The 23,794-nt window shown below is 58.8% G+C and carries 19 protein-coding genes and 1 pseudogene; 5 read left to right on the plus strand and 15 right to left on the minus strand.

The window, feature by feature from the left end; translation table 11 throughout:
- Nucleotides 1-11: 11 nt before the first annotated feature.
- The 10 genes and pseudogenes from narJ to modA all read right to left on the minus strand — a co-directional run bounded on the left by narJ (nt 12) and on the right by modA (nt 12,386).
- Nucleotides 12-752, minus strand: coding sequence for a nitrate reductase molybdenum cofactor assembly chaperone (narJ, locus tag HMPREF2836_RS06910; protein ID WP_005504922.1), 741 nt, complete (start codon nt 750-752; stop codon nt 12-14).
- Nucleotides 753-755: 3 nt separating this feature from the next.
- On the minus strand, nt 756-2,369 hold the full coding sequence (narH, locus tag HMPREF2836_RS06915) for a nitrate reductase subunit beta (protein ID WP_005504921.1): 1,614 nt from the start codon (nt 2,367-2,369) through the stop codon (nt 756-758).
- Nucleotides 2,369-6,088: a nitrate reductase subunit alpha gene (locus HMPREF2836_RS06920; RefSeq protein ID WP_049349235.1), complete on the minus strand. Its 3,720-nt coding sequence runs from the start codon at nt 6,086-6,088 to the stop codon at nt 2,369-2,371. The genes narH and HMPREF2836_RS06920 overlap by 1 nt, the downstream gene beginning before the upstream one ends.
- 78 nt (nt 6,089-6,166) lie before the next feature.
- Nucleotides 6,167-7,359 (minus strand): annotated as a pseudogene (locus tag HMPREF2836_RS09530) (ThiF family adenylyltransferase).
- 113 nt (nt 7,360-7,472) lie between these two features.
- Nucleotides 7,473-7,979: a molybdenum cofactor biosynthesis protein MoaE gene (locus tag HMPREF2836_RS06930; RefSeq protein WP_005504913.1), complete on the minus strand. Its 507-nt coding sequence runs from the start codon at nt 7,977-7,979 to the stop codon at nt 7,473-7,475.
- Nucleotides 7,969-8,487 carry a MogA/MoaB family molybdenum cofactor biosynthesis protein gene (locus HMPREF2836_RS06935; RefSeq protein ID WP_005504911.1) on the minus strand — a complete coding sequence of 173 codons (519 nt, stop codon included), beginning with the start codon at nt 8,485-8,487 and terminating at the stop codon, nt 7,969-7,971. The genes HMPREF2836_RS06930 and HMPREF2836_RS06935 overlap by 11 nt, the downstream gene beginning before the upstream one ends.
- 65 nt (nt 8,488-8,552) lie before the next feature.
- Nucleotides 8,553-9,053, minus strand: a complete 501-nt coding sequence (gene moaC / locus HMPREF2836_RS06940; RefSeq protein ID WP_044150196.1) for a cyclic pyranopterin monophosphate synthase MoaC — start codon at nt 9,051-9,053, stop codon at nt 8,553-8,555.
- Nucleotides 9,054-9,161: 108 nt separating this feature from the next.
- Nucleotides 9,162-10,541, minus strand: coding sequence for a molybdopterin molybdotransferase MoeA (locus tag HMPREF2836_RS06945; RefSeq protein WP_070629933.1), 1,380 nt, complete (start codon nt 10,539-10,541; stop codon nt 9,162-9,164).
- Between the two features lie 122 nt (nt 10,542-10,663).
- Nucleotides 10,664-11,536: an ABC transporter permease gene (locus HMPREF2836_RS06950; protein WP_044145744.1), complete on the minus strand. Its 873-nt coding sequence runs from the start codon at nt 11,534-11,536 to the stop codon at nt 10,664-10,666.
- Nucleotides 11,537-11,579: 43 nt separating this feature from the next.
- Entirely contained in the window at nt 11,580-12,386 is an 807-nt protein-coding gene (gene modA / locus HMPREF2836_RS06955) for a molybdate ABC transporter substrate-binding protein (protein WP_005504904.1), read from the minus strand.
- A gap of 227 nt (nt 12,387-12,613) precedes the next feature.
- On the opposite strand from modA, the gene moaA reads away from it, so the two are divergent.
- From moaA to HMPREF2836_RS06980, 5 genes are all read left to right on the plus strand, one after another.
- Nucleotides 12,614-13,825: a GTP 3',8-cyclase MoaA gene (gene moaA, locus HMPREF2836_RS06960; protein WP_005504903.1), complete on the plus strand. Its 1,212-nt coding sequence runs from the start codon at nt 12,614-12,616 to the stop codon at nt 13,823-13,825.
- A gap of 126 nt (nt 13,826-13,951) precedes the next feature.
- Complete coding sequence (locus tag HMPREF2836_RS06965; protein ID WP_005504902.1) at nt 13,952-14,218, plus strand: MoaD/ThiS family protein; 267 nt, start codon at nt 13,952-13,954, stop codon at nt 14,216-14,218.
- Nucleotides 14,218-14,910 carry a molybdenum cofactor guanylyltransferase gene (locus HMPREF2836_RS06970; RefSeq protein WP_005504901.1) on the plus strand — a complete coding sequence of 231 codons (693 nt, stop codon included), beginning with the start codon at nt 14,218-14,220 and terminating at the stop codon, nt 14,908-14,910. The genes HMPREF2836_RS06965 and HMPREF2836_RS06970 overlap by 1 nt, the downstream gene beginning before the upstream one ends.
- Before the next feature lie 150 nt (nt 14,911-15,060).
- Nucleotides 15,061-16,374: a molybdopterin molybdotransferase MoeA gene (locus tag HMPREF2836_RS06975; protein ID WP_005504899.1), complete on the plus strand. Its 1,314-nt coding sequence runs from the start codon at nt 15,061-15,063 to the stop codon at nt 16,372-16,374.
- A 136-nt stretch (nt 16,375-16,510) separates the two neighbouring features.
- Nucleotides 16,511-17,602 carry a LacI family DNA-binding transcriptional regulator gene (locus HMPREF2836_RS06980; protein WP_005504892.1) on the plus strand — a complete coding sequence of 364 codons (1,092 nt, stop codon included), beginning with the start codon at nt 16,511-16,513 and terminating at the stop codon, nt 17,600-17,602.
- A gap of 103 nt (nt 17,603-17,705) precedes the next feature.
- On the opposite strand, the gene HMPREF2836_RS06985 is transcribed toward HMPREF2836_RS06980, so the two are convergent.
- From HMPREF2836_RS06985 to rplJ, 5 genes are all read right to left on the minus strand, one after another.
- Nucleotides 17,706-18,359 (minus strand): GNAT family N-acetyltransferase, encoded by a 654-nt coding sequence (locus tag HMPREF2836_RS06985; RefSeq protein WP_070629934.1) that lies wholly within the window; start codon nt 18,357-18,359, stop codon nt 17,706-17,708.
- Nucleotides 18,360-18,632: 273 nt separating this feature from the next.
- Complete coding sequence (locus HMPREF2836_RS06990; RefSeq protein WP_070629935.1) at nt 18,633-20,621, minus strand: PTS sucrose transporter subunit IIABC; 1,989 nt, start codon at nt 20,619-20,621, stop codon at nt 18,633-18,635.
- A 239-nt stretch (nt 20,622-20,860) separates the two neighbouring features.
- Entirely contained in the window at nt 20,861-22,402 is a 1,542-nt protein-coding gene (locus HMPREF2836_RS06995; protein WP_070629936.1) for a glycoside hydrolase family 32 protein, read from the minus strand.
- 322 nt (nt 22,403-22,724) lie between these two features.
- A complete protein-coding gene (gene rplL / locus HMPREF2836_RS07000; protein WP_005504884.1) occupies nt 22,725-23,099 on the minus strand; it encodes a 50S ribosomal protein L7/L12 in 375 nt (124 codons plus the stop codon).
- 155 nt (nt 23,100-23,254) lie between these two features.
- A complete protein-coding gene (gene rplJ, locus HMPREF2836_RS07005) occupies nt 23,255-23,785 on the minus strand; it encodes a 50S ribosomal protein L10 (protein ID WP_005504882.1) in 531 nt (176 codons plus the stop codon).
- Between the last annotated feature and the right edge of the window lie 9 nt (nt 23,786-23,794).

Raw genomic sequence — 23,794 nt, forward strand, 5'->3', positions numbered from 1 at the left:
AAGGGATAAAACTAGTTAGAACGAGCCGAAGCCTGCTGGAGCAGCTGATGATCAGCGTAGCCATTCAGGCCAACAGTCTCGACGGGAGGGCCGTAGCCAGCCATCTTCTGGACCTCCTCCTGAGTCTGCGGAGAGACGCCAGGAAGGGTATCGCAGATGCTCTGCAACAACCCGTAGTGGGGCAGATTTCCGTCCTTCATGGACAGACGAAGAAGCTCAAGGGACGGACGGTACGCCTGCAAAGCGGAACGGCCCTTACGGCGATCCACCAACGCACAGAACTCCAGCACCAACGGCAGGTAGTCCGGAAGCTCACCATTCAAAACGGTCAACATACCGGAGTCGCGGTACATCTGCTTGAAACGCAGAAGAGTCTCACCACGGCGGCGGGTATCACCATCGGTCCAGTAGGACAGATGCAGAGAATGACGACGCGAAAGGTCGTACTCCTGCACGTACTCGGACTGCACATCCTCCAGGTCCTTAGAAGTCAGCCACTGTTGAACCGCATCAACGGCAGCAATGAAAGCCTCATCCTGGGTGGAAGCGGTAATCTCCACCAGTTCAGGCAGAACCTTCAGAGTCTCCTCATCGGGGTAGCCCAGGAGCATACCGCTCACCTGGTAAATCACCGAGTCCTTATCCTCGCCGGGACCGTAATCGATATCAAACGGGTTCTCCGGCTGAGCCGGCTCCGAGACAGTAGCCTCGGAACCGGCCTTGCCCATGAGCTTGGAAAAGAATCCAGCCACTTATTACTTCTTTCCGGTGGTATTCGGGAAGAGGCCGTCAGGACGGGAAGAACCATCCCAGCTGAACAAGCTGACCTTGTTGTTAGCCTCGTAGACACCGGTAGACACGGGGGTCGGGCGACCCTCCATGTCGTTGAACGCATCGCCGTACATGCCGGGTCCGCCATCCACGCTCAGGGAGCAGCCCATTTCCTCAAGGTTGTGGGCGTCTTCCATGTGAGCCTTCGGAATGACGTAACGCTCGTTGTACTTAGCGATAGCCATCAGGCGGTACATCTCGTACACCTGCTGACCAGTCATGCCAACTGCCTGAGCAATCTCCTCGTTGCCTTCGCCACCGAGGTTGATGTCACGCATGTACGAACGCATCGCAGCCAGGCGGCGCAGAACGTTAGTAACAACCTCAGTGTCACCAGCGGTGAACAACTCAGCCAGGTACTCAACCGGAATACGGAGAGACTCAATAGCGCCGAACAGGTTGTTGCTGTTCTCTGCATCGTGGCCCTGCTCCTTGAGCAGGTCAACAATCGGAGACAGCGGCGGCACGTACCAAACCATCGGCATGGTGCGGTACTCGGGGTGCAGGGGCAGAGCCACCTTCCACTCCTTCGCCAGCTTGTACACGGGCGACTTCTGAGCTGCAGTAATCCACGCATCGGGGATGTCGTTCTTACGAGCCTGCTCAATCACAGCCGGATCCGAAGGATCAAGCATCAGCGACAGCTGAGCCTCGTAGAGGTCCTTCTCATCCTCAACCGAAGCAGCCTCAGTCACGCGGTCTGCATCGTAGAGGAAGATACCGATGTAGCGCATACGACCAACACAGGTCTCAGCACACACGGTCGGAATACCAGCCTCAATACGGGGGTAGCAGAAGGTACACTTCTCAGCCTTACCCGTCTTGTGGTTGAAGTACACCTTCTTGTAGGGGCAGCCGGTGATGCACTGACGCCAACCGCGGCAACGGTCCTGGTCAACCAGAACGATACCGTCCTCAGCGCGCTTGTAGATAGCGCCGGAGGGGCAAGAAGCCATGCAGGAGGGGTTCAAGCAGTGCTCACAAATACGAGGCAGGTAGAACATGAAGGTCTGCTCGAACTCGAACTTAATCTTGTCCTCAGCCTTCTTGCGAACCTTCTCAACCAGCGGGTCCAGGTGACCGTACTCGGTCGCACCAGCCAGGTTGTCGTCCCAGTTCATACCCCACTCGACCTTGGTGTCCTCACCGGTGATGAGGGAGACCGGCTTAGCAGCCGGGAAGTCATCACCCAGAGGAGCACTGGTCAGGTTCTGGTAATCGTAGGTCCAGGGCTCGTAGTAGTCGTTCAGCTCGGGCTGAATCGGGGAAGCAAAGATCGTGAAGAGCTTCTGGAAGCGGTTACCGCTCTTGAGCTCCAGACGACCGCGCTTGTTCAGCACCCAGCCGCCCTTCCACTTCTCCTGATCCTCGTAACGGCGGGGGTAACCCTGGCCGGGACGAGTCTCAACGTTGTTGAACCAGACGTACTCGGTACCGGCTCGGTTCGTCCATGCCTGCTTACAGGTCACGGAGCAGGTGTGGCAGCCGATGCACTTATCGAGCGCCATCACCATAGCAACTTGTGCCATAACGCGCATTAGAAAGTTACCTCCTGGGACTTACGGCGACGGATGTACGAGACGATGTCTCGCTGGTTACCGGTCGGTCCAAGATAGTTGAAGGCGAACGCCTGGTGAGCGTAGCCACCAATCATGTGGGTGGGCTTCAGAAGAATACGGGTCACCGAGTTGTGAATACCACCGCGCTTACCGGTGACTTCAGACTTCGGGCTAACCATACGCTCCTGAGCGTGGTAGACGTAGCAAACGCCCTCGGGCATACGGTGCGAAACAACCGCACGGCCGACGAAGACACCGTTGGTGTTCACACACTCAATCCACTCGCCATCCTTGACGCCAATCTTCTCAGCGTCCTGCGGGCTCATCCATGCAGTCGGACCGCCACGGAACATGCTCAGCATGTAGTGGTTATCGAAGTACTGCGAGTGAATTGCCCACTTGTTGTGCGGGGTCAGGTAGCGAACAGCAACCGAAACACCATCGGTAGTACCGAGCTCAGGCTCGTTGTACAGGCCGGTCATATCCAGCGGCGGACGGTAAATCGGCAGAGCCTCGCCCATTTCGTGCATCCAGTCGTGGTCGAGGAAGAAGTGCATACGGCCGGTCAGGGTGTGGAACGGCTTCTTCTTCTCGATGTTGACGGTGAACGGAGCGTAACGGCGACCACCGGTCTCCGAACCGGACCACTCGGGGGAGGTCATCACGGGCTGCGGTGCGGCCTGGGTCATGGGGAAGGTGATACGACGTTCCTCGTTACCTTCTGCCAGGTCCATCAGGTGCAGACCGGTCTGCTTCTCAAGCTCCTTGAAGCCCTTGACAGCGACCTCACCGTTGGAGGTACCGGAAATCATGAGGATTGCTTCAGAAATCTTCACGTCGGTATCCAGTGCCGGACGACCTGCGCCCTTACCGGAGTCCATCACACCGAATTCCTTAGCCATCTTCGCGACTTCGTCCTTCAGGTCGTAAGTGATGAACTTGGTGGTTGCACCGAGCTTATCGAACAGCGGGCCAACGGTGGTGTACATGTCGTACAGTGCGCCGTAGTCGCGCTCGACGGTGACGAAGTTCGGCATGTTCTTGCCGGGTACGCCCACCATACCGGGGGTGTTCTTCCAGTCGGGTGCGTGGCCGCCGGGCTGAGCAATCTGGCCGGGGGTGTCGTGCAACAGCGGGACCGAAACGATGTCCTTACGGACGCCGAGGTGCTTCTTAGCCAGGCGGCTGAACTCAAACGCCAGTGCCTTGAAGGTCTCGTGGTCGGTCTTTGCCTCCCACGGCGGGTCAATTGCCGGGGAGAACGCGTGCAGGAACGGGTGCATATCGGTCGAGGAGATATCGTGCTTCTCGTACCAGGTAGCAGTCGGCAGAACGATGTCAGACAGCAGGGTCGTGGAGGTCATACGGAAGTCCGAGGTGACCAGCAGATCCAGCTTGCCCTGAGGCGCGTCGTCAACCCACTTCACTTCGTTCGGCAGCTTCTCCGAGTCGGAGCCCTGGACGTTGTCCATGCTACCGACCAGGTGCTTCAGGAAGTAGCTCTCACCCTTAGCGGAGGAACCGAACAGGTTCGAACGCCACAGGGTCAGGGTACGAGGCCAGTTGACGGGGTTGTCAACGTCCTCAACGGAGAACTCCAGGTCACCGGAGTTCAGACGCTGTGCAATGTAGTCCGCGTTCGAGGAAGCCTCGCCGCGTGCCACAGCCTGCTCTGCCTTGTCTGCCAGGTCCAGCGAGTTCTCAGGGAACTGCGGGTAGAACGGCATCCAGCCCATACGGGTAGAACGTGCCACAACGTCAGCAGTGTGAACGTCGCGCAGCTCGCCCTTAGCCAGCGGGGACTGCAGGTAGTCGGTGGAGTACGCATCCTGACGGAACTGGTCAGTGTGCATATACCAGAAGCCGGTACCAATCATGTGACGCGGCGGGCGGCTCCAGTCCAGAGCGTTCGCGATGTTGGTCAGACCGGTCAGAGGACGTGCCTTCTCCTGGCCCACGTAGTGAGCCCAACCGCCACCGTTACGGCCCTGGCAACCGGTCAGGTTCAGCAGAGCGAGGATAGCGCGGTAGGTGGTGTCAGCGTGGTACCACTGGCAAATACCTGCACCGAAGATGACCATGGAGCGACCGCCGGAATCCAGGGCGCTCTTGGCGAACTCGCGGGCAACGCGAATAACAGCCTCGGCGGGGACAGAAGTAATCTGCTCCTGCCATGCCGGGGTATTCTGAACGTTCCAGTCCTCGTAGTCCTTAGCCCAGGTACCGGGCAGACCCTCACGGCCCACACCGTACTGTGCCAGCATGATATCGAAGACGGTAGTAACTTCGTGACCATCAACGTAGGTTACGGGCACGCCGCGGGTAATGACGTCGCCGTGACCCTTCGGGTTATCGAAGGTCGGCATCTTAATCTCAACCGCTGCGGACTGGCCCTGAGGCAGGTCGCGAATCGACAGAATCGGCTTACGACCCTGCAAATCCAGGTTCCACTTGCCCTGGTCTTCCTGAGCGTAACGGTGACCCATGGTGCCGTTGGGCACGAAGACCTCGCCGGTCTCGCGGTCCATCAGGACGGGCTTGAAGTCAGCGTTAGCCTGCTCAGCCTCGCCAGCGAGCTTTGCAGCGGTCAGGAACTTGGAGGGAACCTTAATGCCGTCTTCACGGGTTTCCAGGGTGACCAGGAAGGGAAGGTCGGTGTAGGTCAGGGAGAAGTCCTCAAAGAACTCGACACGCTGGTCGACATAGTTCTCCTTGAGGATGACGTGGCCCATCGCCATAGCCAGTGCCGCGTCGGTACCTGCCTGTGCGGGCAGCCACTCGTCAGCGAACTTGGTGTTGTCGGCGTAGTCGGGGCTCACGGTGACAACCTTGGTACCGCGGTAGCGAACCTCGGAGACCCAGTGAGCGTCCGGGGTACGGGTCAGCGGAACGTTTGCACCCCACATGATGAGGTATGCAGCGTCCCACCAGTCGCCGGACTCGGGAACGTCGGTCTGGTCGCCGAAGACCTGCGGGGAAGCCACGGGGAGGTCAGCGTACCAGTCGTAGAAGCTGGTCATGACGCCACCGGCCAGCTGGATGTAGCGAACACCCGCGCTGAAGGACGCCATGGACATTGCCGGAATCGGGGTGAAGCCGGTGTTACGGTCGGGACCGTAGTACTTGATGGTGTGCACGTGAGCAGCAGCCATCAGCTCGAGAGCCTCAGCCCAGGTCGAGCGCACCAGACCACCCTTACCACGTGCGTTCACGTAGCGTGCACGCTTGGCGGGGTCGGACACGATGGAGTGGAAGGCGTCCACGGGATCGTTGTGGATTGCCTTCGCTTCGCGGTACATCTCCAGCAGGAGACCGCGAACGTAGGGGTACTTAACGCGAGTGGGAGAGTAGGTGTACCACGAGAATGCTGCACCGCGGGGGCAACCGCGGGGCTCGTACTCGGGGCGGTCGGGACCAACCGAGGGGTAATCGGTTTCCTGTGCTTCCCAGGTGATAATGCCGTCCTTGACGTACACCTTCCAGGAGCAGGAGCCGGTGCAGTTCACGCCGTGGGTAGAGCGAACTTCCTTATCGTGGCTCCAACGGTCGCGGTAGAAGGCGTCACCTTCGCGGCCGCCTTCACGGAAGACGGCGCGGCCGTCTTCAGTCTCATCCCAGCGGGAGAAGAACTTACCGAACTTGATCAGCTGATCGGTAAGGGGGCCATCCGGGCCCTTAATCTGTGATGCTTGTTCCATACTGCCCAATATATCGGAAATTTGGCATAGAAAATACGAGATAAAAACCTTGCCTAATTCATGCGAAATAAGGGTGTTTTAGACCGTAAGCCAGGCGGAAATTCCACCCTCAAGCATGTACACAGAACGCTCCTCCAGAGGCGCTATTTCACGAGCCGCTTCAACCGTTCGGGTGTATCCGGTGCAGTAAATAACGATTTTCTGGGCATTTGCGGGGATTTTACGCTCAATTAGGGCTTTGAGGGAGTCATTTCGAGCCGCTTCAAGCAATTCAGTGAGGGGTAGATTAATGGCACCGTCAATCGCAAAGGCATTGAACTCCACCTGCTCACGGACATCCAAAAGGGCAATATTTTCACCCGATGACATCTTTTTAAGGTCCTGAGCGCTCATCGAGCGGGGCTTCGAGTCAGCAGAAGAGCTTGTAAAATCCTGAGAAATATTACGAATTGTTACATGATTTTTGGGCTTATGACTCGTTTCTTGGGGCAAAACAGCGCTTTTCTTAGGTACAGCTTGCACGCTAGCTACAAGAGGTATATATTCCCACCTTCCGCTTAATGCCGAATATAGGCCAACCTCCCCCATGAGCGGCCCCCCCCCCCGGTCAGCAGCTTCACCGCCTCCATGGCCATCGCAGCACCCACCACGCCAGCCATAGCACCCACCACGCCAGCAGTACTACACGACGGCACGCTACCGACAGCAGGAGCATGAGGGTACAAATCCTCATACACCGGACCGCGACCAGCCCAAAACACACTCAACTGCGCATCAAAACCAAGGATCGCAGCCCACACATGCGCAATCCCAGCACGCGCAGCCGCCGCCGACACCACATAACGCGATTCAAAATTATCGCTACCATCCAGCACCAGGTCAGCGCCAGACAGAAGCTCATCAACATTCGCCTCCGTCAAACGCTCACGCACAGGCACAACCTCAATAAAAGGATTCAGCGAGCGCAAAGACTCTGCGGCAGACTCAGCCTTAGAATTACCCACTCTGGCGTGCGTATGAATCACCTGGCGGTGCAGATTCGAGGCATCCACGACGTCATCATCAACCACCACAATCTGACCGACCCCGGCACCCGCCAGGTACAGCAGCGCGGGAGCACCCAAACCGCCAGCACCCAGCACCACCACGCGTGCGCGTTTGAGCGCCAGCTGAGCCTCGTAGCCCATTTCGGGCAGAATCAGCTGACGAGAATAGAACGCACGCTCAGCGGCAGAGAGCGCGCCCGTGCCGGTTGAAGGCTGAGAAGACATAGGGATTCCTCGCGTCTAGTGGTAGAGGTGACTTGAGCATTCAAGGAGAATAAGCCTGCCCGAGAGAAATCCCCCTGACAGGCTTATATAGAGATATCAGAATATTCAGAAGGCTAAGCGGGCGAAGTATCCACACCAACCCACTCGATGCTTCCATCGAGCAGTTCCTGTTCCTTCCAAATCGGCACACGAGCCTTCACCCGGTCAGCCACCAGCTCACAGGCATCAAACGCGCGGCCACGGTGAGCAGCCGCCGCCATCACGGTCAGAGCCGACTCACCAATAGCAATCGGACCTACACGATGCACAGCCCACAGACGCACACCGTCCAGCTCGGCAGCAACCTCGGCGGCAACCTCCGCAATATACTCACGAGCCTGCGGATGCGCGCTATAGGACAGCCCGCGCACCGCGCTACCGTGATCATGGTTGCGCACAATGCCGTCAAAAATTACCAGTGCACCCATAGCGTCAGTCATGACCTCAGCCTTAGCCGCCGCGTACAGCGGCTCCAGGGGCGCTTCCGTAATATCGGTGAACACCACGGTCGAGCCGCTCGGCTCAGCACCGTGCGCACCCGAATGGTCCAGGGATTCTTCGTTCTGCGGCTTAGTGGTCATGGTAGTCCTCCATCTGACGGCAAATGTGCTCAACAAGCGGGTCGAGGGTTGCCACGCCGTCCTTCACGCCGCCGCGAGAACCGGGCAGGGTCATCACGAAGGTGCGGTCAATGACACCCGCCACGCCACGTGAAAGCACCGCCGCGGGAACGTTCTTCAGACCGTTCATCCAGAAAGCGTGCATGATGCCGGGTACTTCCTTGTCCAGGTGGGGGCGAACCGCCTCCACGGTCTGGTCGTCAGAGTTCAGACCGGTACCACCGCTGGTCAGGATGAAGGTCGGCAGGTTACCGTTCTTCTTACCTTCGGTCACCAAGGTGTTGAAGTACTCGACAATATCGCGGTCTTCAATGACCACGGCATCCGGGGTGTCGAAGCCGCGCGAGCGCAGCCACTCCACGGCGATGGGGCCGGACTTATCCTCGTACACGCCGCGGGCTGCGCGGGTGGAGGCGACAATAACCAGGCCGGTGAGGTTCTCGGGCATGGTGTAGTCTTCGCTACTCATTGGCTTTCCTTTTCTGTATCTATCAGGTGACGGTGGAATCGGTGGGGGCGGTGTGCCGCCGTAACTTAGGAGTCCTCGCGGACGGACCAGTCGCCGGACTTGCCGCCGCTCTTCTCCAGAACACGGATATCGGTAATGACGGCGTGCTTATCGACTGCCTTAATCATGTCGAAAACGGTCAGCGCCGCCGAGGAGACGGCGGTGAGCGCCTCCATCTCTACGCCGGTGACGCCGCGGGTCTTCACGGACGCCTCAATACGCACGAAGTCGGTGCCGCGCTCAAAGTCCACCGTGATCTTACCCAAGGGCAGCGGGTGGCAGAGAGGAATGATTTCCGGGGTGCGCTTAGCACCCATAATGCCCGCGACGCGTGCGACGGGAAGAGCGTCGCCCTTGGGCAGGTCAGCGTCGAAAATCATGGCGATCACGTCTTCGCGGGTGCGCACGGTCGCCTCAGCCAGGGCGGTTCGGGTGGTGACCGACTTCTCCGTAACGTCCACCATGTGTGCTGAGCCGTCGGCGCGCACGTGGGTCAGTTCCTGGTTGGGCTGCGAGGTAGAGGTCATCGTTTCTCCTGGCTTCTGCGCGGTATTCTTCTGCCGCGAATCGTTACTTAGTGTGAGTCTCAATTATTCCTTGTCGTTCGACCAAGGAACAATGCGGGGGTGTTGCCCCTAATTATCGGTGAGGCGAATGCGGTGGTAGTGTACCGCCTCTCCCCCGGTGTAGGTGGTTCCGGGTGCCAGTTCAATCAGCACATCCGCATGGGCGGCGCGGTGCAGCAGATGCGAGCCGGAGAGCACATCAGGGTAGAGCTCCACCCTGTAGGTTCCGGGCTCCACCTCAACCATAGCGAGAGTGCCGCGTAGGAACTGGCGCTTGGTTGCGGGTGCGGTGAGCGGGGTGTCGGTGACGAGCACGCCTCGTGGTGCGTTGTTCAGGGTTGCCTGTTCGGAGGCAACCGCGTGGGGCACGCCGTAGGGGCCACCGGCACGCAGGTAGGGGCGAAGAATCAGCGCGTACGAGATGAGGGTGCTCACCGGGTTGCCGGGGAAGGAAATCATGGGCACGCGGTGACCCTTGAAAGCGAGAACGTTTACGCCCTGGGGGCCGCCGGGCTGCTGGCTGACGTGGCCGAACCAGGAGACGGGCACCAGAATATCGGCTTCGTGCGCCTTGGCGATGGCGTTGCGCACCACCTCGTATTTACCGTGGCTAATACCGCCTGAGGTAATGATGATGTCCGGTTTGAAGCTCTCGTATTCTGCCGTGAGGCGGTGCAACAGCTCGATGGGATCATCACCAATAGCGATACGCCGCACCTCCGCTCCGTCTTCGCGGAGCATGGCGGTGAGCATGGGGCCGTTGGCGTCAAAAATCTGGCCCTGGCCGAGTTCCTGGGTGGTGGCGCTGCCGTCTTCTTCAACACCGGAGAGGATCTCGTCGCCGCCGGTGCAGACGAGCACGCGGGGACCTGCCGCGACGGTCAAGCGGGCATAGCCCTGGGATGCGAGCGCACCGAGCAGAGCGGGGGTGACGCGTTCACCGGCGCGTGCGAGGACCTGACCGGTGACGACGTCTTCACCGCGGCGGCGCACGAACTGCCCGGGCTTGCCGGGGGCAAGTTTGACCTTTTCGCTGGGGCGGCCGAAGGATTCGGGCAGGTCGGGGTATTCGATGCGTTCGGACTGTTCGACGGGAATAACGGCATCGTAGCCCTTGGGCATGGGCGCGCCGGTCATGATGGGGTAGGTCAGGTCGTCGGAGGAGCGGGAACGCTGGAGGGGTCGGCCGGCGGGGATTTCGCGTCCTACGGTGAAGATGCGGTCTTCGCGTCCTGCGGCTTCAGCGGTGAGGGCGTAGCCGTCCATTTGGGAGTTGTCGAAGCTGGGTACGTCCATGCGTGCGGTGACGTCTTGGGCGAGGATGCGTCCTGCCGCGTGGTAGAGGGAAACCGTTTCTGCTGTGCCGATGAAGACTTCGCGTAGCAGTAGCGCCAGGTAGGCGCGGTATTCCTCGGTGCTGGGGGTTCCAATGAATTCGGGGGAAATCATGGCGGTTCCAATCGTGCGACGGCGGTTATGACTAGTGTAGGTGTGTGTTTGTGGACTGGTAAATGGAGCTTGTCCTAAGGCTCTCTGCATGCCAGGGTGGGTGGGGTGAGCGGCGGGGTGGCTTATCGGGTGCTTTCGCGTAGTTTTTTGAGGGCGCGGATTAGGCCGAGGACCCCGAAGATTCCTAAGTAGAGGCTGATGAGTATCAGGGCGCTTCCGAGGGCGCTGGGGATGTCGCTGCTATTGATGGCTAGGTCGATGGCGAGGGGTATGGTTTGGGTTTTGCCTTGCACGTTGCCGGCGAAGGTGACGGTTGCGCCGTATTCGCCGAGGGCGCGGGCGAAGGAGAGCAGGAAGGCGGTGGCGAGGCCGGGCGCGGCGAGGGGTAGGAGCACTTTGAAGGTGATTTCTGCGGGTTTAGCGCCTTCGACGAGGGCGATTTCTTCATATTCGCGGGGAATAGCCTGCAGGGTGGTGACCGCTGTGGCAACGAAGAAGGGTAGGGCGACGAAGACCTGGGCGATAATCACCGCGTTGGGGGTGAAGGGGATAGAGATTCCTGCCTGGTAGAGGTAGGTGCCGATCATGCCTTTGCGTCCCCAGAAGAAGAGCAGACCGAGTCCGGAGACGACCGGGGAGAGAATCACCGGGGTGTAGATGATGGCGTAGAGGACCGATCCGAATCGGTGCAGCCGCGAGCGGTTGAGCACTTTGGAGAGCACGAGCGCCAGGGGTGCACCGAGAAGCCCGCAGATGAGGGTGGAGGCGGCGGCAGTACTGAGGGAGAGGTTTGCCGCCCCGAGCACCTGCGGGGTGAAGATGCTGCCGAGCTGGTTCCAGGGGATATTGAGGAAGAGCCCGAGGAGCGGTCCGGCAATGAGGAAAATACCCAGCGACGCCGGAACCAGGAAGAGCACGGGCACGGAGGCGAAGAGCCTGCTTCCGGGTGTGCGTGAGGTTCCGGCGTTGCGATGGGTAGCGGTAGTGTCTGTCATGGGTGATGAGACGCGGGTTGTTCCCTACTGTGGCGGTGTTGAATTACTGTGCGGTGTTGAAGCCGTACTCGGTGAGGATCTTCTTCGCCTCGTCGGAGTTCTTCAGCCATTCGTTGAACTTCTTCGCGGTTTCGGAAGAAGAGCCGGTCTTGCTGAGCGCCGCGGGGTATTCGTTGCGTTCCACATCGGTCAGCTCGACGGAGCCGAGGTTGACACCCTTCTTCTTGGCGGCGGCGAGGTCGGTGGTGTAGATGAAGCCCGCATCGGCGTTACCGGTGGTGACCTTGGTTGCTACGTCGGTGACCTTGCTTTCGGTGGTTGCGTTCTTGAGGGTAATGTCGTGCTTCTTCAGTTCCTGGTGAGCGATGGTACCGCAGGGGACGTCTTCTTTGCAGACTGCGACGACGCCGTCGGTGGTCTTGAGGTCGTCGAGGCTGTTGATCTTGCCGGGGTTGCCTTCGGCGGTGACGAGCACGAGTTTGTTGGTGACCAGGACGTTGGTTTTGGAGTCGGAGAACTGGTCGAGCTTCTTTGCCTTGTCCATGTTCTTGGTGTCTGCGGTGATGAGCAGGTCGGGGGTTGCGCCCTGCTCAATCTGGTTGACGAGCTTTGCGGAGCCTTCGTAGACGAAGGTGACGTCTACGCCGGGGTTGGCGGCTTCGTATGCCTTTTCAAGGTCTGCACCTGCGTTGTTCAGGGAGGCGGCGGCAAAGACTTCGACCTTGCCGGAGGCAGCCTGGCTACTCGATGAGGAGGCAGTGGACGAAGAGGAGCTCTGGGTGGCGCCGCATCCGGTGAGGGCGAGGGTTGCGGCGGCGAGCGCGCTGAGGGCTGCGAGGGGGGTCTTCATGAAATTTGTTTCCTTGGTGGTTCGTACTCTTGCGGTGGTGAGGTGTTTTCCTGTTCGGGCTCTGTGTGACGTTCCGTGTACGTCCCTAGCTTGTACACGTTGTTTTCGTCACGTGGTCTGCGGTGGCGCAGTTGTAACTTACCCTGCACACACTATGTGCGGGGCGCCGGAACATGGAATAATCATATTGTCACCTGAAATATGCAAATTTTCCACATAGGTTTTACATGGCGTACACGGCAAATTCAGCTTCTTCTGAGCTCATTGCGGGCCCAATGTTAAGCACCTTATCTTCTGCGGAGGGTAACGGGGCTGCTTTTGTGACGCCCCAAAAATCTGAGAGTGGCGTAAAGGCCCAGCGTAAACTTCCGAATATTACGAATAGCGGTCCGCTCTTGGACCGTTGGGGTCGCGTGGCGACGGATCTTCGTATCTCTCTGACCGATAAATGTAATCTTCGTTGCATTTATTGCATGCCGGCGGATGGTTTGCAGTGGCTTCCCAAGGAGAATCTGCTCTCTGCAGAGGAGATTGCACGCCTTGCCGATATTGCGATTACTGAGCTGGGCGTGGAGGAGATCCGCTTTACCGGTGGCGAGCCGCTGGTGCGCGCCGATTTGGTGGACATTATTTCCCGTATCCATCAGGCGCATCCGGATGTTCCGCTTGCTATTACGACGAACGGTATTGGTTTGGAGAAGCGTGCCACCGCCCTGGCGGAGGCTGGCCTGACCCGCATCAATGTTTCTCTGGATACGATTTGCCGTGAAACCTTTGCCGAGTTGACCCGCCGCGACAAGCTCGATGCTGTACTCAAGGGTATTGACGGTGCTGCTGAGGCTGGCCTGTGGCCCATCAAAATTAATGCTGTGCTGATGCCGGGTCTGAATGATGATCAGGCTCCGGAGCTTCTGCGCTGGGCATTGGCGGGTGGCTATCAGCTGCGTTTTATTGAGCAGATGCCGCTGGATGCCGATAACCGTTGGACCCGCGAGGGCACGATTACTGCCGCTGAGATTCGCGAGAAGCTATCGGCTGAGTACGTTCTGGGTTCGGTGGCTGAGGCACGTGGCGATTCCCCCGCTCAGCTGTGGGAGGTGTACCCGCTCGGCACTGCCCTGGATGAGGCGGGCTTCCCGGCTGACGGTACCGAGTCGCTGGGCCGTGTGGGCATTATCGCTTCGGTGACGGAGTCGTTCTGCAATGCGTGCACCCGCACCCGCCTGACGGCGGACGGCAAGATTCGCTCGTGTTTGTTCTCTGACACTGAGACTGACCTGATGCAGCTTCTACGTTCCGGTGCTGACGATCAGCAGCTGGCTCTGCGTTGGCGTGAAGGCATGTGGTTCAAGCCGCGCGCTCACGGCAAGGAAGACGCTGACTTCGATATTGAGGAGTTCGCCAAGGCGAGCCGCTCGATGAGCGCTATTGGCGGCTAAGGAAGCTACCCTATTTATTAGCCGGATATACACCCAAATATGCGTGGGACAAGGTCTTTTACTGCCACCTTACCCCCTGGCTTTCGGCTACCCTGCTCAGAGTTTATTCAAGGATTGAGGAGCATTATGCAGGTTCATTTTTTCGCTGCCGCGCGTTCTGCGGCGGGTACCGCGCAGCTGTCGGTGCCCCTGGCTGAGCTGTCGTCTGCAACTCTTGGCGCGCTGATTGAGCATCTGGGCCAGAGCTTGGAGGGCACAACCCCTTCGGGTCTGACTCTTGCGCAGGTCATGGAGCAGTGCTCGTTCCTGGTCAACGGTGCCCGTTCTGATGCGCAGGCTCCGCTGCAGGATACCGATCGTGTGGACGTTCTGCCTCCCTTTGCGGGTGGATAATGCGGGCGGATAAGATACCCGGTTCTGAGCTTGCCGCTGAGGGTGATTTTTCGTGCGCCGCGGTCGTTGTTGCCGGAGGCGCTTCTCGCCGCCTGAACCACGTGCCGAAGGCGTCCCTGTCTGATGGCACGAATACCCTGCTGGGTTGTGCCCTGGAGGCGGTGGACGCCGCGTCCCCGCGCGTGGTGGTGGGTCCTGAGAGCTTGCCGTTGCCGTCCGGTGTGTTGCGCACTCGTGAGGATCCACCGTTTTCGGGTCCTGCCGCTGCGATTCATGCCGGGTTGGAGTGTATTGCGGCGGATTGCGAGCGATCGCAGGTGCCTCTGCCTGAATGGTGTCTGATTTTGGGTGTGGATACTCCGCGTATTGCCCCGGCGGTTCAGCTGTTGATTGCCGCCGCGCGGGTTGCCGAGCAGGCTTCTGTAGGGCAGTCAGCCCCCGCTGCTTCTGAAGCATCTGCAGGTTTTTGGGGTGTCGCTGAGGGCATCTATCAGCCGCTGGTGGGTATTTACCGTTTTGAGGCGATCCGTTCGGTCTTTTCGACCGGCACGACTGACGCTTCTGTTCGTTCTTTTTTGCGCCGTTTGAACCCCGCGGCGGTGGAGATGTCTGCCGCTGATACCGCCGATGTTGATACGTGGGAGCAGGCGCAGGCTCTTGGCTATACGACTTCGCTCTGGTCGAGTTATTAGCACGAGTTATTAGCATCTGAGGCGCCCAGGAGCGCTAGTCGCCAAGCTACGAGTACCCTAGTGGTAGGTCTCAGTTCTTAACGCCCGACCGGGCGATGTTTTTGAGCTCGCGCGCTGTTGCGCGTCCCGCACACACTTTTACGAGGTACGATGTCTCACCATATTCCTTCTGTTTCGTGGCAGCAGGCCCGCCAGATTCTGCATGAGGAGGGCCAGCAGGTTGCGCCCCATGTTAAGACGGAATCTTTGCCGCTGTTGGCGACGATTGGCCATTATTTGGCGGCCGATATTTATTCAGTGATGCCGGTGCCCCACTATAGTTCTTCGGCGATGGACGGCTATGCTGTGGCGGGTACGCCTCCGTGGCGTCTGGTGACTCCGGCGTATCCGGAGGATTCTCGCGCGAATATTCACCGCCTGACGGTGCCGATTGTTCCGGGTGAGGCGACCCCGATTCTGACGGGTGGTTTGGTCCCTGAGGGTGCCGAGGCGATTGTGCGTGAGGAGCATTCGCGTCTGTATGAAGGTGCGGAGGGTTCTTCGCATCCGGGCGTGAGCGCCCATTTGGAGACTCAGGCGAGCATTCATTACCTGGATATGGCGGAGGGTTTTGAGCCTCCGGCACCGGGTGCTGATATTCGCCATGCTGGTGCTGAGCTGGAACGTGGCGAGTTGTTGGCGCGCCACGGTGACCGTGTATCTGCTCGTATGGCGGCATTCTTGGGCACGAATGGTTTTGATGAGTTGCCGGTGTATGCCCCGATTCCGGTGCGTTGCGCGTTTACGGGTAATGAGGTCATTACCTTTGGTGTGCCTGCGCCGGGTCAGGTGCGTGATGCCTTTGGCGGCTTCATGGAGCACGCGATTATTTCTGCAGGCTGCGAGGCGCGCCCGTCGATTCGCCTGGCGGATGTTGAGTCTGAGTTCCGCACGTTCTTGTCCACATCGACGGCTCGTGTGCTGGTGTTTACGGGCGGGTCGAGTACTTCGGGTGTTGATTTGGTGCGTAAGGTGCTCAACGATATGGGTGCGACGTACCTGTTTGAGTCGGTGGATGTGCGTCCGGGTCATCCTGCATTGGCTGCGCGTTTGCCGGTTCCGGAGAAGGGTCCGAATTCGGGTCGTGAGCGTTTTGTGTTGGGTCTGCCGGGTAATCCTTTGGCTGCGTACACGGCTTTGTATTCGTATTTGCCGCCGCTTTTGGCTGGTATGAGGGATATGCCTCTTCCTGAGCTAGATTCGGCGGTTCTGGGTGATCCGGTGGATACTTTGCGTAAGCCGGCGGGGGCTCGTCTGCTTCCGGTGTCGGTGCGTGATGGAGTGGCGTATCCTCTGCCGAAGTCGGCGTCGCATATGTTGTCCTCGTTGGCGGCGGCTACTCACTGCGCGGTGTTGGATGATTCTTCGGTGCGGGGTTCTGCGCATGAGGTGGGGGCTCGCGTTCCGATTATTCCGGTGCTGTAGACCAGTACGACGAATCGGTGCGTTTGATAGCACAGGGGAAAAGCACTTTTTCTGATTTTCGAGGCTCCGTTAGCTTCTGTGAAGAAGGTATAGTAGAGAGATATGTCAATCGTTTAACATATCGAAGGGAGCCCCCGTGGCAAAGCCCAAACTCAGCGACGTTGCAGCCCTAGCGGGCGTCTCCCCCACCACGGTCTCCCGCGTACTCAATAACCGCGGCTATCTGAGCGAAAATACCCGTACCAAGGTCCACGAAGCGATGCGGGAACTCGGCTACCGACCCAATGCCATCGCCCGTAGCCTGCAGGGTCAGCGCTCGCAGATGGTGGGCCTCATCTTCCCCACGGTCGCAAACCCCTTCTACGGGGAGATGGTGTACCGCCTCGAAAGCTACCTCGCCGAAGAGGGCTACCGGGTCATTCTCTGCAATAGCGATGATCACCCCGAGCAAGAAAAGCGCTACCTGGAGATGCTCTTCTCCAATCAGGTGGACGGCATCATCAGCGGCGCCCACTCAGACGCGCTGGTTAACATTCCGCATGCGCAGGCTCCCCTAGTGACCGTAGACCGTCTCGAAAGCGGTTTCTATCCGAATATTCGCTCTGATAACTACGGAGGTGCCCGCGCCGCCACGGAGCACCTCATCGCCACGGGTGCGCAGAATATTGTGCACGTAACTTCTACCATGGGTGAGCACAATGAGCGTCAGCGCGGCTACCGTGAGGCAATGCTTGAGGCGGGGCTCATGCCGGAGTTCGTAGAGCTGGGCTTCCGCCCTTCGCTGGGCATTAAGCGTGAGGTGCTCTACCGCTACCTGGATGAGCGTGCCGATAGCCCCGAGCCGGTGGACGCGGTCTTCGCCTCCAACGATAATTACGCCGCACTCACCCTGGGGTGGGCGCGTGCTCGAGGCATTCGCGTTCCTGAGGATTTCCAGGTGATTGGCTATGACGGCACGCAGAGCGTTCAGTTACTCATGCCGGAACTAGCGACCGTGGTTCAGCCGATTGAGGGTATAGCGAAGCGTACCGCGCAGCGTCTGCTGGAGTTGGTTGAGCTGCAGCAGGGAGAATCCGCGGAGGAAGCTGCTCCCCCAAACAGCCAGCCCCCGATAAGCCAGCCTGAGGATGTGCTCCCCGTTGAGCTTCATCTGGGGGCGACGGTGCGTTCCATCCCAGATCTGGATCAGATTCAGCCTGATATGTCTGCTCCGGATGAGCTCCAATAAGAATCTCGTCTTCTGAGAATAAAAATCCGCCCCACCGTGCGAGTGCTCACGGTGGGGCGGATTTTGTATATACATTTATCGGTTTTGTGAGCGTCCGGAAGTTTTAGGAGTTGCGCTGCACAATCTCGGCCGGGCCGGTTCCAGGGTAGACCATGCCGACGGCGTGCGCCTTGGAGAAGATGCCGTGGAACGGGCCGAGGGAGAAGAATCCGCGGCGCTCGTAGAGGCGTGCACTGTCGTAGGTCGATGCTTCGAGGTAGGCGGGGTAGTCGCCAATGCGTTCGGTACCGTAGTCGAGTAGCTGGGAGCCAATGCCCCGGCTACGATACTCTTCGAGAACACCAATGTTGAAGAGGTACCAGTGCTTGTACGCGGGGCGGTACTTGAGCAGATGTAGCTCCATTAGGATCGCCTTCAGCAGAGTCTTGCAGCCGAGCGCCTTGTAGTAGGCGCGAATCTGCTTGAGTTCGTTAGCGAAGGAACCTTCCTGGGATTCGGGGGTGTTCCAGAGGCAGACACCCACGATTTTTCCGGTGGTGTTATCAATAGCAATGTCGATACGTCCGCGGCCCTGGAAGTTACCGTAGACCTGCAGGGTCATGATTGCGCGGAGCTTGGCAAGTTCCTGTCGGCGGCTACCACCTGCAATGACTGCCATCATGGCGGGGTCTCCGTCGAATGCGGCAATCAGCACCTCGAGCGCATCTGCATATTCATGAGACTCGGCGGTGCGGACGGTATAGGAAGCTGAGGTCATATTCACCCTTTACAAAAGCTTGAAACTATACATAAATATTAGCTGGATTATTCACTCCTGGCTAATAAATTGTTCCTTATCAAGACATTTTTCATGGCTATGCACCAATGTGTGCCAGCTTATATTGCACCAATATGCATAATTTTAGTGAATATTTATTCACACACTTTTTGCACGCTCTTGCAGGAAAAATTGAACACCCCGCACCAACTCTAGGGAGAGCGGTACGGGGTGCACATCACGTTGAGGTTATCTACTCATCAAGAGTGCAGACTATGCGTTAGCCTTTGCCTTCAGTGCAACCTTCAGGAGCGAATCCGCGTTGGTCACAGAAGCGCCCGAAGCCTGGACATCTTCAACCGAAGCAGCTGCCTTCTTGGAGTTGGTGATCACCATGGGGGTTGCCAGCGGGTAGCCAGCAGCCTTAATCGCGGGAATATCGAACTCAGCGATCACGTCACCGCGCTTGACGGTGTCACCCTTAGCAACCTTGGGCTCGAAGTGCTTGCCGTCGAGCTCAACGGTGTCCATGCCGATGTGCATCAGCAGATCCAGACCGTCCTCGGTGCGCAGACCGTAGGCGTGGCCGGTGGGGAATGCGACGGTAATCTTGCCGTCAGCCGGTGCGTAGAGCTTACCTTCGGTGGGCTCCACTGCAGTGCCTGCACCCAGTGCGCCGGAGGAGAAGGTGGGGTCCTTGACGTCAGCCAGCAGAACCACGGAACCGACCATGTGGGAGCCGATTTCGACGCTCTCGCCAGCCTCAGCTGCTACAGCAGTAGAGGGGGCTGCGGTAGCTGCCACGGGAGCTGCAGCAGCGGGTGCCTCAGCTTCCTCAGTGTTGCCAGCTTCGACCTTCTTACCCCAGATGAAGGAGGCAACGAAAGCGATGACGGTGGTCAGAATGAGGCAGCCGAAGAAGCCCGGGATACCTGCACCGACGGTTGCTTCAATCGAGGGGAAGCCAAGGTAACCAGCAGCGCCCAGCTTACCCGCCTTAATTCCAAGAATAGAGGTAACCATCGAACCAATACCCGCGGAAACGATTGCAATGTAGAAGGGCCAGCGCAGAGCCAGGTTCACACCGAACATTGCGGGCTCGGTAATGCCCAGGAACGCGGAGGGTGCGGCTGCCGAAGCAATACCCTTAATCTTCTTGTTCTTGGTGGTCAGTGCAACACCGGCTGCGGCACCACCCTGAGCCACGTTAGACATGGAGGCAACGACGAAGATAAAGGAACCGCCGGTTGCCCACAGGCTCATCTCGATGGGCGGGAATGCCTGGTGCATACCGGTCATCACGATGAATGCGTAAGCAGTACCGAAGAGCAGACCGCCGAGCGGGCCGGCAACGGTGTAGAGCCAGTTGATGCTTTCACCCAGCCAGGTGCCCAGCTGGAACATCGGGGGTCCAACCAACAGGAAGGTCAGGAAGCCGGTGATCAGGATGGTGAGGGTCGGGGTGAAGATGAAGTCGATGGTTCCCTTGAGGACCTTGTGGAAGAACTTCTCGACGTGGGACAGGATAAATGCGACCAGCATGATGGGCAGCACGGTACCCTGGTAGCCCGCCTGCTGAACCTGCAGACCGAAGAGGTTCCAGTACTTCATCGGGTCGGTGCCTTCAGCACCTGCCAGGGATGCTGCGACGCTGTAGCCGTTCATCAGTGCCGGGGATACCATTGCGGCACCCATGGTCATACCCAGGTAGGGGTTACCACCGAAGACCTTGGTGGCGGAGAAGCCGACCAGCACGGGCAGGAAGGCGAAGGGAGCTGCGGAGAGCAGGTTAACGATATCCGCGAAGTCAGCCCACTCAGGGAAAAGTTCAATAACTGCCTGGGGGCCAAAAATACCCTTAGAGGTCAGGAGGCTATTGAGCGCCATCAGCATACCGCCACCGACAAGCACCGGGATGAGCGGCACGAAGATGTCAGCAATGGTCTTGATGAAGCGGGAGACAATGTTGCCCTGCTTGGAGGCAATTTCCTTGAGCTCGTCCTTGGACGCCTCGGGCGCGCCAGCAGCGATGAGGTGCTTATGCACCTCGTTGACGTCGCCGGGGCCGACGATGATCTGGAACTGGCCAGCGTTAAGGAAGCTGCCCTTGAGGTCTTCGTCGTTGTCAATTGCTGCCTGGTCGACCTTATCCTGGTTCTTCAGGACGAGGCGAAGGCGGGTTGCGCAGTGTGCGGCTGCAACGATGTTGCCGGCGCCACCGACGTCCTTCAGCACGCGCTGTGCCACTGACTTGTGGTCCACGCTCGCTCTCCTTTGTTTGGAGCACCACCGTATGATGCTTTGTGAATGAGGTGAGATATGTCTGTGTGTGCATGTCATGCATATGTCATACGTTTGACATATCGGATGTAAAACATGGTATCACGGGAAAGTTCTTAAAAGCGAGGGCCCACCCTCCATACGGAAAGTGAGCCCTCAGACATGTTCAGAAATTACCAGAAACCACCCGTGCAGGCGGCTCCTAACGCTTAGAAAACGGCTTAGAGACGGCCGTACTCCAGGGACAGCACCTCGCCACCGGTCAAGCGGACGCGGCGCTTATCACCCTTGAAGAAGGTGCGCGCGGTCATAACCTCAGCACCCATGGACGCGACCAACTTGCCGCCCACGTACAGTTCGGTAGCCGAGCCATCCACCAGCAGATCAAACTCGCGAATCTTCGAACGCTTCAGGGTACGGCGGCGCAGGCTACCACCCTCGGTGTAGCGGGTACCGCCACGGTCCATCTGCACAAAGTCCTTATCCAGCACAATGCTCAGAGCCACGCCGTGAGTGTCCTTAATCTTCAGCTTCACGCGCTCATCAGAGACGTTCACGCGGCCACGCAGACGGAAGGTCAGGGCGTTCTTCAGCTCCACGAGCTTGCCCTTCTCCTCCTCACGGTACAGAGGGTTCATCTCCATCGCGTCATTCAGCTGCGGAACCGGACGCTGGAAAATCTTGCCGTTACGCAGGTGCAGCTCACGCGGGTAGGTGAACATGTGCACCCAGCGGTGACTCCACGAGGGCAGGTCGTCCTGGGCTGCGTTACCCAGCCACGCAATCATCACCGGGGCATCGCCGCTCACGGTGTGCGGTGCCTTCGGGTCAGCAGTCAGGCCGGTACCGGAGATGGTCTGCGGAGCGTAGAACTCGAAACCTGCATCCAGCTCGGTGAAGGGGGTCTCCACGGTGAACTTGAGGGTCTCGTTATCCAGCGAACCAACAATGTAGCCGCTCTGGAAAATGTTGTTGTACTTCTCGCCGAGGGGCTCCATGCCCTGCGGACTGAAAATCAGCACGTCGCGGATTTCGCCGGTCAGCTCATCGCGCATGCTCAGCAGGGAGGGGCACTCATACATGTAGGTGCCTTTGAGGGTCTTGTCCTTGATGCCCAGCTCGCCGCGGAAGGTCCACTCGCGGCGATCCTTGGAGGTGTACACGACCACAGCGCCGGTCAGGTCCTCACGCTGAGCACCAATGACCATCCACCATTCGCCGTTACGCTCAAAAACGTGCGGATCGCGGTAGTGTGCAGTGTAGCCCTTTGCGGGGCCGGAAATCAGCGGGGGCAGCTGACGGGTCGGCTTCGCGTCCTCACCAGCGGTTGCGAGAATCTGGTAGGTTTCGCGGTTGCCCTTTTCGTCCTTCACGTTACCGGTGTAGAAGAACTCAAAACCGCCGGGAACCTTAATACCGGAGCCGGAGTAGCAGCCGTGCGAGTCGTAGCGGCTATCGGGAACCAGCGCGGTACCCTCATCGGTCCAGTGGGTCAGGTCCTCACTGACCGCATGGCGCCAGTAGACCATACGCTCCGGGTGCAGGGGCGAGTACTGGTAGAAGGCGTGATAACGCTTACCATCGAAGACCAGGCCGTTCGGGTCATTCAGACGGCCCACGGGAGGCGCCAGGTGTAGAGCCGGGTAATCGCGGTCTTCACGAACACCGGCACCGAAAGCGTCCAGGACCTGCTGTGCTTCAGCCGCCAAGTCGCGGGCGGGTCGCTCGGTTGCGCTCTTCTTCTTTTTCTTCTGCTCGCTCATGTCTATCCGCTTTCGTGCAAAGGAATGTCTGGGTTGTCTCATCCCATCATACGGCACCTCTGCCCCGTTGCCGGGCTCTAGGAGAGAGGCACCACAGTGCTCTCAGCCTCTCTCACCCGGGGCACAGGGTGGTCACAGCGGCTTATACCGCCACCTGCCGAATATGTAGCGCATACCCCGTTTGCTACAGGAGAAAAGAGCGGACACGGCAAAGCCCCGAACCTCCCCAGTCTTCATACCGGGCGGGTTCGGGGCTGTTAAATGCCGCGAGGCGGCACATCCGATGGATGCACCGCCCGCGTAAGAATCGAGAAGAAGTCGATTACTTGAGGGTGATGGTTGCGCCAGCAGCCTCGAGCTGCTCCTTAGCCTTCTCAGCGTCTTCCTTGGAAACGCCCTCGAGCAGAGCCTTGGGAGCGCTGTCAACCAGGTCCTTTGCTTCCTTCAGGCCGAGGGAGGTCAGGGCACGAACTTCCTTGATCACTGCGATCTTCTTGTCGCCAGCGGACTCCAGGATAACGTCGAACTCGGACTTCTCTTCAGCAGCCTCGCCTGCTGCGCCGCCTGCTACAACTGCAACGGGAGCAGCTGCGGTGACGTCGAACTCTTCCTCGAATGCCTTGACGAACTCGGAAACCTCAACGAGGGACAGTTCCTTGAATGCTGCAATGAGTTCTTCGATGGACAGCTTAGCCATTGTTTGGCTCCTTCACTATCTGGTGCGGGCTGACGCCCGCGGTGTAAATCTTCAGTACCTACCCGAAAGGGTCGGTCAAATTTAGGGTGCGTTACACGCTATTCGCGTTCACGCTGCTGAGTATCTCAGCGCTGGTGCAGTAGCACGAAAGGGGCTTATGCCTCTTCCGAAGCCTCCTCGGCTGCAGCGGGAGCTGCGCCTTCCTGCTCCTCCAGCTTGACGCGCAGTGCGTCCACAACCTGTGCGATGCGTGCGATGGTAGCCTTTGCACCACCTGCAACCTTGGACAGCAGAACCTCGCGGGATTCCAGGTCAGCGTAGCGCTTGACGTCGTCCTCGGTCAGAGCGGCACCTTCGTAGTAACCGTTCTTCACGATCAGCTGGGGGTTAGCCTTGGCAAAGTCACGCAGGCCCTTAGCAGCATCAATCAGGTCGCCCTTGATGAATGCCAGTGCGGAGGGACCCTGGAGGTGGCCTTCGAATGCGTCGATGCCAGCTTCCTTAGCTGCGATAGCAGCCAGCGTGTTCTTCACCACGGCGTATTCGGTCTCTGCACCGAGTGCGCGGCGCAGCTCCTTGAGCTGTGCAACAGTGAGACCGCGGTATTCGGTCAGGATGACTGCGTTCGAAGCTTCGAAGAGTTCCTTCAGCTCGGATACTGCAGCGATCTTTTCCTGAGTCGCCATGGTAGTTCC

The sequence above is a fragment of the Rothia sp. HMSC065C12 genome, assembly GCF_001812085.1.
GTDB classification, from domain to species: Bacteria; Actinomycetota; Actinomycetes; order Actinomycetales; family Micrococcaceae; genus Rothia; species Rothia mucilaginosa.

What these genes read in the sequence shown, in the direction of transcription:
- moaC (WP_044150196.1), bottom strand. Translation starts at nt 9,053, where the DNA reads ATGACCTCTACCTCGCAGCCCAACCAGGAACTGACCCACGTGCGCGCC.
- modA (WP_005504904.1), bottom strand. Translation starts at nt 12,386, where the DNA reads ATGAAGACCCCCCTCGCAGCCCTCAGCGCGCTCGCCGCCGCAACCCTC.
- HMPREF2836_RS06950 (WP_044145744.1), bottom strand. Translation starts at nt 11,536, where the DNA reads ATGACAGACACTACCGCTACCCATCGCAACGCCGGAACCTCACGCACA.
- HMPREF2836_RS06930 (WP_005504913.1), bottom strand. Translation starts at nt 7,979, where the DNA reads ATGACCACTAAGCCGCAGAACGAAGAATCCCTGGACCATTCGGGTGCG.
- moaA (WP_005504903.1), top strand. Translation starts at nt 12,614, where the DNA reads ATGGCGTACACGGCAAATTCAGCTTCTTCTGAGCTCATTGCGGGCCCA.
- HMPREF2836_RS06970 (WP_005504901.1), top strand. Translation starts at nt 14,218, where the DNA reads ATGCGGGCGGATAAGATACCCGGTTCTGAGCTTGCCGCTGAGGGTGAT.
- rplL (WP_005504884.1), bottom strand. Translation starts at nt 23,099, where the DNA reads ATGGCTAAGCTGTCCATCGAAGAACTCATTGCAGCATTCAAGGAACTG.
- HMPREF2836_RS06920 (WP_049349235.1), bottom strand. Translation starts at nt 6,088, where the DNA reads ATGGAACAAGCATCACAGATTAAGGGCCCGGATGGCCCCCTTACCGAT.
- HMPREF2836_RS06985 (WP_070629934.1), bottom strand. Translation starts at nt 18,359, where the DNA reads ATGACCTCAGCTTCCTATACCGTCCGCACCGCCGAGTCTCATGAATAT.
- HMPREF2836_RS06935 (WP_005504911.1), bottom strand. Translation starts at nt 8,487, where the DNA reads ATGAGTAGCGAAGACTACACCATGCCCGAGAACCTCACCGGCCTGGTT.
- narH (WP_005504921.1), bottom strand. Translation starts at nt 2,369, where the DNA reads ATGCGCGTTATGGCACAAGTTGCTATGGTGATGGCGCTCGATAAGTGC.
- HMPREF2836_RS06995 (WP_070629936.1), bottom strand. Translation starts at nt 22,402, where the DNA reads ATGAGCGAGCAGAAGAAAAAGAAGAAGAGCGCAACCGAGCGACCCGCC.
- HMPREF2836_RS06945 (WP_070629933.1), bottom strand. Translation starts at nt 10,541, where the DNA reads ATGATTTCCCCCGAATTCATTGGAACCCCCAGCACCGAGGAATACCGC.
- rplJ (WP_005504882.1), bottom strand. Translation starts at nt 23,785, where the DNA reads ATGGCGACTCAGGAAAAGATCGCTGCAGTATCCGAGCTGAAGGAACTC.
- HMPREF2836_RS06975 (WP_005504899.1), top strand. Translation starts at nt 15,061, where the DNA reads ATGTCTCACCATATTCCTTCTGTTTCGTGGCAGCAGGCCCGCCAGATT.
- HMPREF2836_RS06965 (WP_005504902.1), top strand. Translation starts at nt 13,952, where the DNA reads ATGCAGGTTCATTTTTTCGCTGCCGCGCGTTCTGCGGCGGGTACCGCG.